The organism is Diaphorobacter caeni, assembly GCF_015354245.1.
Classification (GTDB): domain Bacteria; phylum Pseudomonadota; class Gammaproteobacteria; order Burkholderiales; family Burkholderiaceae_C; genus Diaphorobacter_A; species Diaphorobacter_A caeni.
In genome coordinates this window covers 286,078-302,573 of sequence record NZ_JADKYZ010000004.1, presented here as the reverse complement: position 1 = coordinate 302,573, position 16,496 = coordinate 286,078, and the positions used below count along the sequence as shown (strand labels likewise).

The following is a 16,496-nucleotide window of genomic DNA, read 5'->3' as shown; positions in this document are numbered from 1 at the left end:
GGATCAAGCATTCAACTGGCAGCAACGGCTGCCAATTTTCATTATGAGCAAGCATATTGCGCGCAAGCGCTTCGGTCAGCACTTCCTGAGCGACACGTACATCATCGAATCCATCGTGGACGGCATCGCCCCTGTCGCGGGCGAGCCCATGGTCGAGATCGGCCCGGGACTCGCCGCGCTCACCCAGCCGCTGGTGGAGCGCCTCGGTCATCTCACCGTGATCGAGCTTGACCGCGATCTGGCCCAGCGCCTGCGTGGCCACGGCCAGCTCACGGTGATCGAGTCCGACGTGTTGCGCGTGGATTTCGCCAAGGTCGCCGCCGACATGAACGTGCCCAAGGTGCGCGTGGTGGGCAATCTGCCCTACAACATCTCGACGCCCATCCTGTTTCATCTGCTGGAGCATGTGAACGTCATCCAGGATCAGCATTTCATGCTGCAGAAGGAAGTGATCGACCGCATGGTGGCCGATCCGTCCTCGGGCGACTACGGCCGCCTCTCGGTGATGCTGCAGTGGCGCTACGACATGGAGAACTTCCTGTTCGTGCCGCCCGAGAGCTTTGACCCGCCACCGCGCGTGGACAGCGCCGTGGTGCGCATGGTGCCCAAGGCGAATCCCGCTCCCGTGGACGTGAAGCTCATGGAGGAGATGGTGCAGGTGGCGTTTTCGCAGCGGCGCAAGATCTTGCGCAATACGCTCGGGAAGTGGCTGGAGGCGCGGGGCTTCACCGGGGAGTTTGATGTTCAGCGGCGGGCTGAGGAGGTGCCGGTTGAGGAGTATGTGCGCTTGGCGTTGGAGCTGAAGGGCTCTGCTCCTTCTGCCCGGGGCTGAGAGCGGAGGCCGGGTCTCGCCCCGGCGGGCGAGTAACTTTTCGCTTGCGCGCGAAAAGTCACCAAAAGCGCGCTTTTGAATACGGGGTCACGCGGCAGAACTCACTGCGCGACTGCGTCGCTTCGTTCGGACAACCGCCGCGAGCCAGTGCTTGACCAAGAGGTATTTGCGGCACTTTGCTTCGCTCGTGCCGGGGTGTTTGTTGAGTTGGGTTGGGCGGCAAATGCCCACTGCGCTTTTGAGCGAAGTTGATCCAACTAGCAATTAAAAAACGCAAAACACTGGCGCACCCACATCTCGCGAAGTCGCGAGATGCGCGGCACGAGCGAAGCGACGTGCCGAACACACCTTCGAGTGAACATCTGACTCGCGGCGGTTGCCCGAGCGGCGCGCGAAGCGCAAAGCGAGTTCTGCCGCGGGTATTGAAAAACGCATTTTTGGTGACTTTTTGGGCAAGACCAAAAAGTTACTCCGCCGCCGGGCGGAACTCCCGGCCTCCGCCCTCAAACAAAAAAGCAAAAAGCAAAAAGCAAAAACAAAAAACGCGCCAATTGCTGTCAATTGACGCGTTTTATCAACATCAGGCTGCAGCTAGCCAGTAGCGAGCGTTGAACGGGCTGCTCATCCGCAGGGCCTGCGGGGTGATATCCACGATCCTGTCGGTGGGCATGGTTTCGCCCTTGGATCTGTCTACTACGATTTCGATAGCGGGGGCTCGCCGATTGACGGCGGTTTTGGCCACGCTGGCCCGTTCCACTTGGCCTGAGGTTGCAGAACGGGCTACAGAAAAGAATAGAAGCAGCGGAACGAGATCTTGCGGTCTGCCCAGTAGTCGGCGGCGTCACGGAAGATGTCGAGCAGCTGCTCGCGGGCTTCCTTGTCGAACTTGGGCGTCGTCGGGATCTGCTCGAGCACGATGATGAAGCCAGGCTGTGGGCCGGACTTGTGCAGCGGGTCGGTCATGCAGTCGTAGAGCGCGTCGAAGTTCTTGCCGAAGTGCGTCGGGAACATGAACTGCTGGGCGATCAGGTCGAGGATGTCCTGCTTGGACTGTGCGTGCGCCAGATTGGCGTACAGGAAGTGGTTGCCCATCGCCTGAGCTGCGGTCTGCAGATCCTGGATGCGATAGGCGCGGATGGACTGGACGATGTTGGGGCGCACGCCGCGCAGCAGCGTGTTGTCCTGATCGTGACGAAGTGGCATTTCCATCTCCGTTGCTCTTTCTTGTTAGATATCCACAAAAAGATGAATGTTTCGATTATTTCGGGTGAACAGGGAATTGTGTGCTGATAACTCAGTATCGCCAAGCCTCTGCGTCCTTCTGGAACAGCAGAATAGTGGTTGGTTGACAGTTATTCCTTGATCTCTCGGAAACTCGCGTAGTGGTCGTTGGTGTAGTAACAGGCGTCAGGCACTCTTGGTGGTCCGCCGCAGACGATGCGCCGAGCCCCCCGATTGCGGGCTCCAGGCGTCTTGACGGTGTATTCGTGGTAGTAACCGCGCCGCGCTTTGGGAAGCTGGCGTTCGTAGTTGCCAAAAACAGAACCGTCCTTCTCGTTTGCGAAAGGACCGCCTTCCTTGATCAGTGCATAGGTGGTGCGGGCCTGAGCCGGCAACTCTGCAACCGAAATGGTGGCTGAGACGGGATCAATGGCAACATTCTGACGAGCGAATGCCGTGAGCGGTGCCCCTGAGGACAGCGTCAACAAAGCGTACGCCAAACCTGCCAAACCGGCCTTGAAGCCAGTTCTTTGCGCCGATACGGCGACAGCCTTCAACATCAACGACACCTTTCGGAAACTACGGGTTTACCCGGAATTTCGAGGCAATAGTTTGACTCAAAGACCCACAAAAAGCAAGGGACTGCCCAAAAAATGGGCAGTCCCTTGGTCAACAATCCAGAGCGAAAGTCAGCGCTTGCTTTGGATGATGGACTTATCTTGCCGCATTGGCGTCTGCGACCGTCAGTGCGGTCATGTTCACGATCCGGCGCACCGTCGCGCTGGGCGTGAGGATGTGCACGGGCTCGGAAGCGCCGAGCAGCACGGGCCCGATGGCGATGCCACCGCCAGCGGCGGTCTTGAGCAGGTTGTACGAAATGTTGGCCGCGTCGATGTTGGGCAACACCAACAGGTTGGCGGCTCCCGATAGTGAGCTGTGCGGCATCAGGGCAGCGCGGGCCTTGGGATCCAGCGCCACGTCGCCGTGCATCTCGCCATCGACTTCAAGCCATGGCGCTTGAATCTTGAGAATTTCAAGCGTTTCGCGCATTTTCACGGCGCTTGGCTGGTTGCTTGATCCGAAATTGGAATGCGACAACAAAGCGGCCTTGGGCTTGATGCCGAAACGCATCATTTCCTCGGCGGCCATCACCGTGATCTCGGCCAGCTGCTCGGCCGTGGGGTCGTAGTTGACGTGCGTGTCGACCAGGAACACCTGGCGGTCAGGCAGCAGCAGGCCGTTCATGCAGGCGTAGGTGGCAACGCCCGCGCGCTTGCCGATCACCTGATCGATGTACTGCAGATGGTGGGCGGTCAGGCCCCAGGTGCCGCAGATGAGGCCGTCGACCTCGCCCTTGTGCATCAGCATGGTGCCGATCAGCGTAAGGCGGCGGCGCATTTCGATCTTGGCGACGGGGGCGGTCACGCCCTTGCGCTCGGTCATGCGGTGGTAGGTCTGCCAGAAGTCGCGGTAGCGGTGGTCGTTTTCAACGTTGACCACGTCGTAGTCGACGCCTTCCTTCAGGCGCAGACCAAACTTTTCGATGCGCTGGGCGATGATCTCGGGACGGCCGATCAGCGTGGGACGGGCGATTTTTTCATCGACCACGATCTGGGCGGCGCGCAGCACGCGTTCTTCCTCACCTTCGGAATAGGCCACGCGCTTCTTCGCGGCGGCCTTGGCGGCGGTGAAGATCGGCTTCATCGTCGTGCCTGAGGCGTAGACGAAGGTCTGCAGATGGTCGCTGTAGGCGTCCATGTCGGCGATGGGGCGCAGGGCCACGCCGCTGTCGGCGGCGGCCTTGGCCACGGCCGGGGCGATCTTCATCATCAGACGAGGATCGAACGGCTTGGGAATCAGGTACTCGCGGCCGAAGGCCAGCTGCTCGCCCACGTAGGCGGCCGCCACGACCTCGCTCTGCTCGGCCTGCGCCAGCTCGGCGATCGCGTGCACGGCGGCGATTTCCATCTCGGTGGTGATGGTGGTCGCGCCGCAGTCAAGTGCGCCACGGAAGATGTAGGGGAAGCACAGGACGTTGTTGACCTGGTTCGGATAGTCGGTGCGGCCCGTCGCGATGATCGCGTCATCGCGCACGGCCTTCACGTCTTCCGGCGAGATCTCCGGATTCGGATTGGCGAGCGCGAAGATCAGCGGATTGGCCGCCATCTTCCGGACCATGTCCTGCTTGAGCACGCCACCGGCCGAGAGACCGAGGAAGATGTCCGCATCGGCGATCACTTCGCTGAGCGTGCGCTGCGAGGTCTCCTGTGCGAAGAAAGCCTTGTCCTCGTCCATCAGCTCGGTGCGGTCCTTGTAGACCAGGCCCGCGATGTCCGTCACCCAGATGTTCTCGCGCGGCAGGCCGAGCTTGACCAGCAGGCCAAGACACGCCAGCGCCGCCGCGCCCGCGCCCGAGGCGACCAGCTTGACCTTGGCGATGTCCTTGCCCGCGACCTTGAGGCCGTTGATGATGGCCGCGCCCACGGTGATGGCGGTGCCGTGCTGGTCGTCGTGGAAGACCGGAATCTTCATGCGCTCGCGCAGCTTGCGCTCGACGTAGAAGCAGTCCGGTGCCTTGATGTCCTCGAGGTTGATGCCGCCGAAGGTGGGCTCGAGCGCGGCGATGATCTCCACGAGCTTGTCCGGGTCCTTCTCGTCGATCTCGATGTCGAACACGTCGATGCCCGAGAACTTCTTGAACAGCACGCCCTTGCCTTCCATGACGGGCTTGCCCGCGAGCGCGCCGATGTCGCCGAGGCCGAGCACGGCCGTGCCATTGGTGACCACGCCCACCAGATTGCCGCGCGCGGTGTAGCGGAAGGCGGCGCTCGGGTCCTTGACGATTTCTTCGCAGGGAGCGGCCACGCCGGGCGAGTACGCCAGCGCCAGATCGTGCTGGTTGATCATCTGCTTGGTGGCAGCGATGGCGATCTTTCCGGGCTTGGGGAACTCGTGGTACTCGAGTGCTGCCTTGCGCAGCTGGGCACGTTTATCAACAGGGGTCGGGGCCGTATTCTCGGACATCAAGAGTCTCCAGCAGAGGCAATGCTGACGGTGCATTCCAATGATCTGAGACAGCCGTCAGCGTGAACAGGGGAGCCGATTGTAGGCCGCTTGCCTGTCATTTGGCTGTGGAGTGAAACAGTTGTGATGACCAGATGCGCAATTGGCATGGCGAAATGCCTTTTGTAGCGCGAAAACACCAGTTCATGCGGCTTTGGCACCAAGTCGGTGCTTGCATTCGCCGTTTCAGCCCTGCTCGCAAACCCCCATTCCGGCCTGCCCCATTGCGTGGTCGGCATTCTGTTGAATACTCAATATATGAGAAATACATTCATATGTTGATAATTAAAAAAAACTTCCCTAAACTTCGCATCCTGAAAACACACAGGGCCGGGCCCTGAAAAGGAAGGAGTCAAGTGTCAAACGCTCAACGCAAACTCAAGGCCGCCATCGTTGGTAGCGGCAACATCGGTACGGACTTGATGATCAAGATCCTGCGCCACGGCAAGCACATCGAGATGGGCGCCATGGTCGGCATCGATCCCAACTCCGACGGCCTGGCCCGCGCCGCGCGCATGGGCGTGGCCATCACGCATGAAGGCGTCGAAGGACTGACCCGACTGCCCGAGTTCCAGGACATCGACTTCGTGTTCGACGCCACCAGCGCGGGCGCCCACGTCAAGAACGACGCCTTCCTGCGCAGCCTGAAGCCCGGCATCCGCATGATCGACCTGACGCCCGCCGCCATCGGTCCCTACTGCATCCCCGTGGTGAACGGCGAGGACCACCTCGACGCGCTCAACGTGAACATGGTCACCTGCGGTGGCCAGGCCACGATTCCCATGGTCGCCGCCGTCTCGCGCGTGGCCAAGGTGCACTACGGCGAGATCGTCGCCTCCATCTCCAGCAAGAGCGCTGGCCCCGGCACGCGCGCCAACATCGACGAGTTCACCGAAACCACGTCGAAGGCGATTGAAGTCGTCGGCGGTGCCACCAAGGGCAAGGCGATCATCGTGCTGAATCCGGCCGAGCCGCCGCTGATCATGCGCGACACCGTTTACACGCTCAGCGAGCTGGCCGACGAGGACGCCATCGCCAGGTCCGTCGAGCAGATGGCCGCCGCAGTGCAGTCCTACGTGCCTGGCTACCGCCTCAAGCAGAAGGTGCAGTTCGACCGCATCACGCAACCTATCCGCATTCCGGGTGTGGGCGACGCGCTCACAGGTCTGAAGACCTCGGTGTTCCTCGAAGTGGAAGGCGCCGCGCACTACCTGCCTGCTTACGCGGGCAATCTGGACATCATGACCAGCGCCGGTCTGCGCACCGCAGAACACATGGCCGCACGCATGCTGGCCGCAGAACTTGCGACCGCCTGAGGAGACGACACACCATGAATCCGAACAAGAAAATCTACATCTCCGACGTGACTTTGCGCGATGGCAGCCACGCCATCCGTCATCAGTACAGCGTCGAGAACGCCAAGCAGATCGCCAAGGCGCTCGATGACGCCAAGGTGGACTCCATCGAAGTCGCGCACGGCGACGGCCTGCAGGGTTCGAGCTTCAACTACGGCTTCGGCGCACACACCGATCTGGAGTGGATCGAGGGCGTGGCCAGCGTGGTCAAGCACGCCAAGATCGCCACGCTGCTGCTGCCCGGCATCGGCACCGTCCATGATCTGAAGAACGCCTACGACGCCGGCGTGCGCGTGGTGCGCGTGGCCACGCACTGCACCGAGGCGGACGTCTCGCGCCAGCACATCGAGTACGCCCGCAAGCTTGGCATGGACACCGTGGGCTTCCTGATGATGAGCCACATGACCACGCCCAAGGCGCTGGCCGAGCAGGCCAAGCTGATGGAAAGCTACGGCGCGACCTGCTGCTACGTGGTGGACTCCGGCGGCGCTCTGGGCATGAACGACGTGCGTGACCGCTTCCGCGCGTTCAAGGACACGCTCAAGCCGGAAACGCAGACCGGCATGCACGCCCACCACAACCTGAGCCTCGGCGTGGCCAACTCCATCGTCGCGGTGGAAGAGGGCTGCGATCGCGTGGACGCCAGCCTCGCCGGCATGGGCGCGGGCGCGGGCAATGCGCCGCTCGAGGCCTTCATCGCCGCCATCGACCGTATGGGCTGGAACCACGGCACCGATCTGTACAAGCTTATGGATGCGGCCGACGACATCGTGCGTCCGCTGCAGGACCGTCCCGTGCGCGTGGACCGCGAAACGCTGGCGCTCGGCTATGCAGGTGTCTACAGCTCGTTCCTGCGCCACTCCGAAGCGGCAGCGGCCAAGTACGACCTCAAGACCGTGGACATCCTGGTCGAGCTTGGCAAGCGCCGCATGGTCGGCGGTCAGGAAGACATGATCGTCGACGTGGCGCTGGACATCCTCAAGCAGCGCGCAGCTGCCTGATTCTGGAAGACCCCCCTGAGTCGCTTCGCGCCTTCCCCCGCTCTCGAAACGCGTTGCGTTTCGGGCAGGGGGACGCAGCCAGCGCGGCGGGGCGGCCCTTGCGCGGCTGCCCTCGCTTGGGCCGCGCCAGTTTCGTGCGGCATTTTCGATTTTCGATTCCAGTTTTCGATTTCGTTTTTCCGTTTGACAGCGACAGTACGATTTTTTGGTCAGTACGGTACCTCCAAGTACCCGGTCAGTTTTTTGGTAAGTAGAGACAAGTGAATTCCATGGCGGCAACAACGCAAGCGGGCCACAAGGCCCAGTCCAGCCCAACATCCCCGGACAACCAGATCAGCGACGCAGACCGTCGCCGCGCGCTCTTCGGCAGCGCGGTCGGCAGCACCATCGAGTGGTACGACTATTTCCTCTACGGAACCATGTCGTCCATCGTTTTCGGCAAGCTGTTCTTCCCATCGGACGATCCCGTCACCAGCCAACTGCTGGCGCTCGCGTCGTTCGCGCTCGCCTTCTTGATCCGCCCCATCGGCGGCGTCGTCTTCGCCCACATCGGTGACCGTGTCGGTCGCAAGAAGACGCTGGTGATGACGCTGTCCATCATGGGCCTGTCCACCGTGCTGATCGGCTTGACTCCAACGTACGACCAGATCGGCGTGTGGGCACCGATCCTGCTCACGCTGCTGCGTCTGCTGCAGGGCCTGGCCCTTGGCGGCGAGTGGGGCGGCGGCGTGCTGCTGGCGGTGGAATACTCCCCCGCCAACAAGCGCGGCTTCTTCGGTGCGGTGCCGCAGACCGGCGCGCTGTTTGGTCTGGCGCTGGGCAACCTCGTCACCTCGGGCCTGAGCACCGTGTTCTCGGAAGAGGCCTTTCTGTCCTACGGCTGGCGCATTCCGTTCGTGCTCTCCATCGTTCTGGTGATGGTCGGCATGTGGATCCGCAACAAGGTCGAGGAAACACCGTCGTTCCGCAAGGTCGCCGAGCAGGCCAAGGCCAACCCGTCCGCCGCCGCCGCTTCCAAGAAGCTGCCGCTGACCGAAACGATCACCAAGCACTGGCGTCCGGTGCTGGTCGCCATCGGCGCGAAGTTCGTCGAGACATCGACCTTTTTCCTGTTCGCGACCTTCACCATCTCGTATCTCGTGGGCCTCGGTTACAAGCGCGTCGAAGCGCTCAACGTGGTGCTGATCGCCGCGCTGATCGCCGTGCCGGTGATGCTGTACTTCGGCGCCCTGTCCGACCGCATCGGCCGCAAGAAGGTCTTCGTCATCGGCACGATCGCCATCGCCCTCTATGCCGCACCGTACTTCTGGCTGCTCAATCAGGGCTCGGCGGTGATCTCCACCATCGCCGTCGTGATCGGCTTCTCGATCATCTGGTCCACCTACGGCTCGGTGCTCGGCACCTTCTTCGCCGAGAGCTTTCCGCCCAACGTGCGCTACACCGGCATCTCGCTGGGCTACCAGGTCGGCGCCGCATTGGTCGGCGGCCCCATGCCCCTGATCGCCACGGCGCTGATGGCTCGCTATCATGGCAGCTATGTTCCGGTCGCCATTTTCATCGCGCTGTGCGCGCTGGTCTCGCTGATCGCCATCAGCTTCACCAAGGACCGCACCGGACAACCGTTGGATTCCTGATCCCCAAGGCGTGCGGCATTGCGTCGCGCCGATGGTCATCATGAATCATCGACGCTCCCAGCAATGCCCACGCCTCACATGACCGACAAGACGACAACGACAACAGGCAAAACCGCCAAACCTCTCGCCAGCCAGACCCTGTTTCGCGGTCTCGAGGTCGTGGCGGCCGTCGCCGACGGCTGCCGCACCGTCAAGGATATTTCCGAGAAAACGGGCATCACCTTCAGCACCACGCACCGGCTGGCATCGGCGCTCGTGGAGGTCCGTTATCTGCGCTTCGAGCCGCGCAAGGGCTACCGTTTGGGCAGCCGCCTGGTGGAACTGGGCTTCATGGCCTACCGTGAATCGGCGGTCACCACCACCGCCAGACCCTTCCTCGAAGACCTCGCCGCACAGACGCTCGACACCGTGCACCTCGCCGCTCTGGACGAGGACGAGGGCATCATCTATCTCGACAAGATCGGCGGAAAACGCGCCATCGAAGTCAACACCCGCATCGGCGGACGCAAACCGGTCTGCTGCACCTCGGTCGGCAAGGCGCTGATCCTCGACGATGGCCGCGCCGCGTGGAAAAAGCGCTATCAGCAGGAGTTTGAAAAGGGCCTCGCCGGTCGCCTGACCGAGGACGAATGGCTGGGTGCCATGGCCAACTACGCGGCCAAGGGCTACACGTTCGACATGGACGAGAACGTGGATGGGATCCGCTGCGTGGGGGCGCCGGTTCGGGATGCGAGCGGGGAGATCGTGGCGTCGATCAGCGTGACGAGTACGGATGCCTATACCGATGAGGCGCGGATGCGGGAGGTGATTCCTCTTGTGCAGGAGGTGGCGCGGAAGATATCTGTTCAGCTGGGGGCTGGGGGGTAGTCTTTTTTTGCTGGCTGGCTGGCTGGCTTGTTTGAGGACAGAGGCCGGGAGTTCCGCCCGGCGGCGGAGTAACTTTTCGCTTGCGCGCGAAAAGTCACCAAAAGCGCGCTTTTGAATACGGGGTCACGCGGCAGAACTCACTGCGCGACTGCGTCGCTCCGTTCGGACAACCGCCGCGAGTCAGTGCTTGACCAAGAGGAATTTGCGGCACTTTGCTTCGCTCGTGCCGGGGTATTTGTTGAGTTGGGTTGGGCGGCAAATGCCCACTGCGCTTTTGAGCAAGGTTGATCCAGCGAGCAAATCAAAAATCGCGCAGTGCTGGCGCCCCAGCATCTCGCGAAGTCGCGAGATGCGCGGCACGAGCGAAGCGACGTGCCGAACACACCTTCGAGTGAACATCTGACTCGCGGCGGTTGCCCGAGCGGCGCGCGAAGCGCAAAGCGAGTTCTGCCGCGGGTATTGAAAAACGCATTTTTGGTGACTTTTTGGGCAAGACCAAAAAGGTACTCCGCCGCCGGGCGGAACTCCCGGCCTCTGCCCTTAAAAGGACACCCACAACAAAACCAAGCCACAGAGGCCAAAAGTCTCAGCCACCCACCCTCAACGCGCAGCCAACACCGAAACGCTGGCAGGCCGCCCAGCCAAGTTCAACACAGCATCCGCCTTGGGCGTGGAAGCAATCAACGCACCACGCCTCCAGACCTTCAAACGCGCCGCCCGCAGCCGAATCGCCTCGGACGCGGACCGTGCGTGCAGCAGCACCATGTCCGCGTTGCAGCCCACTTCGAGACCGTAACCTTCCAGGCCCAGAATCTTCGCGGGCGTGACCGTCACCGCGTCAAAGCACTGGCGCATTGCGTTCTGGCTGGTCATCTGGCCCACGTGCAGGCCCATGTGCGCGACTTCGAGCATGTCGCCGCTGCCGAGGCTGTACCACGGGTCCATGCAGCAGTCCTGGCCGAACGCCACGTCGATGCCTGCGGCCAGCATCTCGGGCACGCGGGTCATGCCGCGGCGTTTGGGATACGTGTCGTGGCGGCCTTGCAGCGTGATGTTGATGAGCGGGTTGGCGATCGCGGAGACGCCGGCTTCACGCATCAGCGGCAGCAGCTTGGAGACGTAGTAGTTGTCCATGCTGTGCATCGACGTGAGGTGCGAGCCGTTGACGCGGCCGTTGAGACCCGTGCGCTGGGTTTCGTAGGCCAGGCTTTCGATGTGGCGGCTCAGGGGGTCGTCGCTTTCGTCGCAGTGCATGTCCACGCGCAGGCCGCGTTCGGCGGCGAGTTCGCAGAGCCAGCGCACGCTCTCGGCGCCTTCCGCCATGGTGCGTTCGAAGTGGGGAATGCCGCCGACCACGTCCACGCCCATGTCGAGCGCGCGCACCAGATTTTCCTTGGCGCCTTTTCCACCGTTCGCGCGCAGCACGCCGTCCTGCGGGAAGGCGACGAGCTGCAGGTCGATGTAGGGCTTGACCTTCTCGCGCACGTGCAGCAGCGCTTCGGTGGCGAGCAGGCGCGGGTCGCAGATGTCCACATGGCTGCGGATCGCGAGCAGGCCGCGTGCGGCGGCCCAGTCGCAATAGGCGAGGGCGCGCTCGACGATGGCGTCCTGCGTGAGCAGGGGCTTCAGTTCACCCCACAGTGCGATGCCTTCGAGCAGCGTGCCGCTTTCGTTCACGCGCGGCAGACCGTAGCTGAGCGTCGAGTCCATGTGGAAATGCGCGTCGACGAAGGGGGGCGCGACCAGCATGCCTTCGGCGTCGACCTCTTCGGCACCCTTGGCCGCGAGCGCCGGCTGCACGGCCACGATGCGGCCGGCCTGCACGCCGATGTCGATGTCGGTGCGGCCGTCCGGCAGCGTGCAGTGGCGCACGATCAGGTCCATGGTGGGGGATGTCGTGGGGGACGTGTTTGTGGGCGTCGTCATGATCAACGCTCTCCTTTGCGATAGGGTTTCATCAGCGCCTGGGGGTAGCTGGCGCGGCGCGCCATCACCACGAGGGCCAGGATCGACAGCACGTAAGGCAGCATCAGATAGATCTGATACGGCACGAGGCCGCCGCTTGCGCCCTGCTGCAGTCGCAGCTGGAGCGCGTCGAAGAAGGCGAACAGCAGCGCGCCCAGCAAGGCCTTGCCAGGGCGCCATGAGGCGAAGACCACGAGGGCCACGCAGATCCAGCCGCGTCCGTTGATCATGTTGAAGAAGAACGCGTTGAACGCCGAGAGCGTGAGAAAAGCGCCCGCCATGCCCATGATGGCCGAACCCGCGACGATGGCGCCGGTGCGCACCCAGACCACGTTGATGCCCTGGCTTTCGGCGGCCTGCGGGCTCTCGCCGACCATGCGGATCGCGAGACCCAGCGGCGTGCGCATCAGCAGCCAGTAGAGCAGCGGAACGAGCAGCAGCGCGACCAGCGTGAGTGGGGTCTGCGCGTTGAGCACGGGAACGGGCAGCCAGTCCATGGCCGCGAAGGGCTCGATGGTGGGCGGCGTGTCGACCTTGGGGAACTTCACGCGGTAGGCGTAGTACGACAGCGCGGTCGCGAGCATGGTGATGCCGAGGCCGCAGACATGCTGCGACAGCGCGAGTCCCACGGTGAGAAACGCGTGCAGCAGGCCGAGCAGGCCGCCGACGAGCATCGCCGCGAGCACGCCGGTCCACAGGCCGTGGCCGCCGTAGACCGTGATCCAGCCCGCGAAAGCGCCCGCGACCATGATGCCTTCGATGCCGAGATTGAGCACGCCCGCGCGCTCGCACATCAGCACGCCGAGCGTGCCCAGAATCAGCGGCGTGGCCACGCGCAGCACCGCGACCCAGAACGGCAGGCTGGCCAGAGTATCGATGAGCTCCTGCATCAGCGGGCCCTCCACTGAATGCGGTATTGCGTCATGAGCGAGGCGATCAGCACCGCGATGAGCGCCGCCGCGACGATCACGTCGGCGATGTAGGTGGGCACGCCCACCGCGCGGCTCATGCTGTCGGCGCCCACCTGGATGCCGGCGACCAGAATCGCCGAAGCCAGCACGCCGAGCGGCCGCAGGCCCGCGAGCATCGCGATCACGATGCCGGTGTAGCCGTAGCCGGGCGACAGGTCGAGCGTCACGTAGCTCGCGCGCCCGGCCACCTCGATGGCGCCCGCGAGACCCGCGATGCCGCCCGAGATCAACGCCGTCATCACGATGGTGCGCAGCGTGCTCACGCCCGAGAATTTGGCAGCCTTGGGGTTGGCGCCGGTGGCGCGGATGTCGAAGCCGAGCACCGTGCGCTCGAGCAGCAGCCACAGGGCCACGGCGAGCGCTGCGGCCCAGATCAGCCCGGTATGCAGTCGCGTGCCCTCCAGCAGGCGCGAGAGTTCCAGATCGGACTGCAGCGCCACGGTCTGCGGCCAGCCGAGCGCCATCGGGTCCTTCATCGGACCGTCGAGCAGCGCGGAGACGGCGAGCGCGGCGATGAAGTTCAGCAGCAGCGTCGTCACCACCTCGTCCACGCCGAGCCTGAACTTGAGCAGCGCGGGGCCGAGCAGCATGAGCGCACCGGCCACGGCCGCCGCCAGCATCATCAGCACGTACAGCAGCGGCATGGGCAGATCGAAGCCCGTCCCGCCATGCATGCCTCCCACCGCGACTGCCGCGAGCGCGCCCGCGTACAGCTGTCCTTCCGCGCCGATGTTGAACAGCCGCGCACGGAACGCGACCGCCACGGCAAGGCCGGTGAGGATCAGCGGAATCGCGCGGGTGAGCGTCTCGCTCCACGCGAACTTCGAGCCGAACCCGCCCTGCACCAGCAGCGCGAACGTCGCGCCCACGGGCTTGCCCGCCCACATCACCAAGAGCGCCGCGACCAGCAGCGTGGCCACCAGCGCGCATATTGGCGCCATCACCAACGCCGTTCGCGACAGCGTCTGTCTTTTTTCCAGTCTCATGCGACCGCTCCTGCGCCAGCTCCTGCCATCGCAAGGCCGATGCTCTGACGCGTCCATGCGTCGGCTTCCAGCGCCTGCGTGAGATGGCCTTCGTGCATCACGGCAATGCGATCGCCCATGAGCATCACCTCATCCAGATCATCCGAAATCAGCAGCACTGCCGCACCCGCGTCGCGGGCCGCCAGCAGCTTCTGCTGCACATAGTCGACCGCGCCGATGTCCAGGCCCCAGGTGGGCTGGTGGGCGACGATCAGCACCGGCGGCGTCGCCGCGTCCGAGGCGCTGAGCGCGCGACCGAGCACGAGCTTCTGCATGTTGCCGCCCGAGAGCGAACGCGCGAGCGCGTCGAGCCCGCCGCCGCGCACGTCGAAATCCTCGCTGATCTTCTGCGCCTTCAGGCGCGCGGCCGCGCGCTTGACGAAACCGAAGCGCGTGAGCGCCGTGCGGGGCTGGTGCAGGTATTCCGACACCGCGTTCTCCCACACCGGCAGATCGCCCACCACGCCGGTGCCATGGCGGTCTTCGGGAATGCGCGCCACGCCCAGCGCGACCAGCGGCGAAGGCTGCGTCGGCAGCGGTTTGCCCTGCAGCGTCGCGCGGCCACTGGTGATGGCGACCATGCCCGAGAGCACGCTCGCCAGTGCCACCTGGCCGTTGCCGGACACCCCGGCCACGGCCACGATCTCGCCCGCCCGGATCTCGAGCGAGGCACCGCGCAGCGCGTCACGCCCGGCGGGCGTATGCACCTTGTCGAGCTGGCAGACGACGTCGCCGCGCACCCGTGTGGGATGGCGTACGCCGGCCTGCACGCTGCGCCCGACCATGGCCGATGCGAGATCGGCTTGCGTGGCTCCGGCGCTGGGCATCTCGGCCACGAGCTTGCCGTGGCGCAGCACCGCGATGCGGTGCGACACGCGCAGCACTTCCGCGAGCTTGTGGCTGATGAAGATGATCGACAGGCCCTGCGCCACCATCTGCGAGAGCGTGTCGAACAGCGCCTCGCTCTCCTGGGGTGTGAGCACGGCGGTGGGCTCGTCGAGAATCAGGATACGCGCGCCGCGATACAGCGCCTTGAGGATTTCCACGCGCTGGCGCTCGCCCACGCTCAGGTTGGCGACGCGCGCATCGGGATCGATCACGAGGCCGAACTGTTTCGACACGGCGCCGAGCTTATCGCGCGCCGCCTGGCGGTGCGAGAGCGGCGACCACAGTGACTCTGTGCCGAGCAGGATGTTGTCGAGCACCGTGAGGTTGTCCGCCAGCGCGAAATGCTGGTGCACCATGCCGATGCCCGCGGCCAGCGCCGCGCGCGGATTGCCCGATGGCAGCACCTGCCCATGCACGCGGATGCTGCCCTCGTCGGCCACGTAGTGACCGAAGAGGATCGCCATCAGCGTCGATTTGCCCGCGCCGTTTTCACCCAGAAGCGCGAGCACTTCGCCCGCGCCGAGCGTGAGCGAGATGTCGTCGTTGGCCGTGAGAGACCCGAAGCGCTTGGTGATGTGGCTGAGTTCAAGAACCGGCGCGGGACGATTGTTTGCGCCGGTCCTTCCGTCTTGCTGCATCAGGGCTTGGGTTGTGCGTCGTTGACCTTCACGGCGAACTTGCCCGCCAGAATCTCTGCCTGCTTGTCGGCCACCTTCTTCTTCAGATCGGCTGGCACCTTGGCCTCGAACGTGCCCAGCGGCGCGAGCGACGAGCCGCCCGGCTTCATCATCGAATACGGGCCGAAGTCGGCCGCCTTGAACGTACCGGCCTTCACCTGCTTGATGGCCTCGTCCACGGTCGGCTGCATGTTCCACAGCGCGGAGGCGACCACGGTGTCGGGGTACTGCTCCTGCGTGTTGATCACGTTGCCGATCGCCAGCACCTTGCGTTCCTTGGCCGCATCGCTCACGCCGAAACGCTCGGCGTAGAGAATGTCCGCGCCCTTGTCCACCATGGCGAAGGCGGCTTCCTTGGCCTTGGGTGGATCGAACCAGCTGTTGATGAAGGTGATGCTGAAGGTGACCTTGGGGTTCACGGCGCGCGCGCCGTCCATGAAGGCGTTCATCAGGCGGTTCACTTCAGGAATCGGGAAGCCGCCGACGAGGCCGATCTTGTTCGACTTGGTCATGCCGCCCGCGATCATGCCCGAGAGGTACGAAGGCTCCTGGATGTAGTTGTCGAACACCGCGAAGTTGTTGCCCGTGGGCTTGCCCGACGAACCCGCGACGAAGGCGATCTTGGGGAAGTCCTTGGCGACCTTGCGCGCGGCGGCCTCCACGCCGAACACCTCACCGAAGATCAGCTGCGAGCCGCCGTTGGCGTACTCGCGCATCACGCGTTCGTAGTCGGGGTTGGCGACGTTTTCGGTGGCCTTGTATTCGATCTCGCCGCGTGCCTCGGCAGCCTTCAATGCCAGATGGATGCGGCTGACCCATTGCTGCTCGAACGGCACCGTGTAGATTCCCGCGACCTTGAGCTTGTCGGCGGCGAACACGGAGCTGGTGCCCAGGCTGGCGAGGGCGACGAGGCCGGCGGCAGCGAGGGTGGAACGGCGGGAGAGGGACTTCATCGGGCACTTCCTTTCAACGATTAGAAAGATGAAAAATCTGGGCA

The 16,496-nt window shown here is 63.8% G+C and carries 14 protein-coding genes; 6 read left to right on the top strand and 8 right to left on the bottom strand.

What is annotated here, in order from left to right; translation table 11 throughout:
- Window positions 1–43 precede the first annotated feature (43 nt).
- Together rsmA and ISG32_RS12200 are read left to right on the top strand one after the other, a co-directional pair.
- A complete protein-coding gene (gene rsmA, locus ISG32_RS12205; RefSeq protein WP_194771283.1) occupies window positions 44–832 on the top strand; it encodes a 16S rRNA (adenine(1518)-N(6)/adenine(1519)-N(6))-dimethyltransferase RsmA in 789 nt (262 codons plus the stop codon).
- Window positions 833–1,208: 376 nt separating this feature from the next.
- Window positions 1,209–1,397 (top strand): hypothetical protein, encoded by a 189-nt coding sequence (locus tag ISG32_RS12200; RefSeq protein WP_194771282.1) that lies wholly within the window; start codon window positions 1,209–1,211, stop codon window positions 1,395–1,397.
- Window positions 1,398–1,612: 215 nt separating this feature from the next.
- On the opposite strand, the gene ISG32_RS12195 is transcribed toward ISG32_RS12200, so the two are convergent.
- From ISG32_RS12195 to ISG32_RS12185, 3 genes are all read right to left on the bottom strand, one after another.
- Window positions 1,613–2,041 carry a barstar family protein gene (locus ISG32_RS12195; RefSeq protein ID WP_194771281.1) on the bottom strand — a complete coding sequence of 143 codons (429 nt, stop codon included), beginning with the start codon at window positions 2,039–2,041 and terminating at the stop codon, window positions 1,613–1,615.
- 143 nt (window positions 2,042–2,184) lie between these two features.
- Window positions 2,185–2,613 carry a ribonuclease domain-containing protein gene (locus ISG32_RS12190; protein ID WP_194771280.1) on the bottom strand — a complete coding sequence of 143 codons (429 nt, stop codon included), beginning with the start codon at window positions 2,611–2,613 and terminating at the stop codon, window positions 2,185–2,187.
- A gap of 154 nt (window positions 2,614–2,767) precedes the next feature.
- Complete coding sequence (locus ISG32_RS12185) at window positions 2,768–5,077, bottom strand: NADP-dependent malic enzyme (RefSeq protein ID WP_194771279.1); 2,310 nt, start codon at window positions 5,075–5,077, stop codon at window positions 2,768–2,770.
- Window positions 5,078–5,472: 395 nt separating this feature from the next.
- Between ISG32_RS12185 and ISG32_RS12180 the strand changes: the two genes are divergently transcribed.
- The 4 genes from ISG32_RS12180 (at window position 5,473) to ISG32_RS12165 (ending at window position 9,973) form a co-directional block, all read left to right on the top strand.
- Window positions 5,473–6,432, top strand: a complete 960-nt coding sequence (locus ISG32_RS12180) for an acetaldehyde dehydrogenase (acetylating) (protein WP_194771278.1) — start codon at window positions 5,473–5,475, stop codon at window positions 6,430–6,432.
- 14 nt (window positions 6,433–6,446) lie between these two features.
- Window positions 6,447–7,472, top strand: a complete 1,026-nt coding sequence (gene dmpG, locus ISG32_RS12175; protein ID WP_194771277.1) for a 4-hydroxy-2-oxovalerate aldolase — start codon at window positions 6,447–6,449, stop codon at window positions 7,470–7,472.
- Between the two features lie 269 nt (window positions 7,473–7,741).
- Window positions 7,742–9,106 (top strand): MFS transporter, encoded by a 1,365-nt coding sequence (locus tag ISG32_RS12170; protein ID WP_194771276.1) that lies wholly within the window; start codon window positions 7,742–7,744, stop codon window positions 9,104–9,106.
- A gap of 63 nt (window positions 9,107–9,169) precedes the next feature.
- Complete coding sequence (locus ISG32_RS12165; protein ID WP_228529767.1) at window positions 9,170–9,973, top strand: IclR family transcriptional regulator; 804 nt, start codon at window positions 9,170–9,172, stop codon at window positions 9,971–9,973.
- 600 nt (window positions 9,974–10,573) lie between these two features.
- On the opposite strand, the gene ISG32_RS12160 is transcribed toward ISG32_RS12165, so the two are convergent.
- From ISG32_RS12160 to ISG32_RS12140, 5 genes are read right to left on the bottom strand one after another with little or no spacing between them, the layout of a single operon-like run.
- Complete coding sequence (locus tag ISG32_RS12160) at window positions 10,574–11,899, bottom strand: amidohydrolase family protein (protein WP_228529766.1); 1,326 nt, start codon at window positions 11,897–11,899, stop codon at window positions 10,574–10,576.
- A 2-nt stretch (window positions 11,900–11,901) separates the two neighbouring features.
- Window positions 11,902–12,828 carry an ABC transporter permease gene (locus ISG32_RS12155; RefSeq protein ID WP_194771275.1) on the bottom strand — a complete coding sequence of 309 codons (927 nt, stop codon included), beginning with the start codon at window positions 12,826–12,828 and terminating at the stop codon, window positions 11,902–11,904.
- Window positions 12,828–13,895: an ABC transporter permease gene (locus ISG32_RS12150; protein WP_194771274.1), complete on the bottom strand. Its 1,068-nt coding sequence runs from the start codon at window positions 13,893–13,895 to the stop codon at window positions 12,828–12,830. The genes ISG32_RS12155 and ISG32_RS12150 overlap by 1 nt, the downstream gene beginning before the upstream one ends.
- Entirely contained in the window at window positions 13,892–15,460 is a 1,569-nt protein-coding gene (locus tag ISG32_RS12145) for an ABC transporter ATP-binding protein (RefSeq protein WP_194771273.1), read from the bottom strand. The genes ISG32_RS12150 and ISG32_RS12145 overlap by 4 nt, the downstream gene beginning before the upstream one ends.
- Window positions 15,460–16,452, bottom strand: coding sequence for a BMP family protein (locus tag ISG32_RS12140; protein WP_194771272.1), 993 nt, complete (start codon window positions 16,450–16,452; stop codon window positions 15,460–15,462). The genes ISG32_RS12145 and ISG32_RS12140 overlap by 1 nt, the downstream gene beginning before the upstream one ends.
- Window positions 16,453–16,496 lie beyond the last annotated feature (44 nt).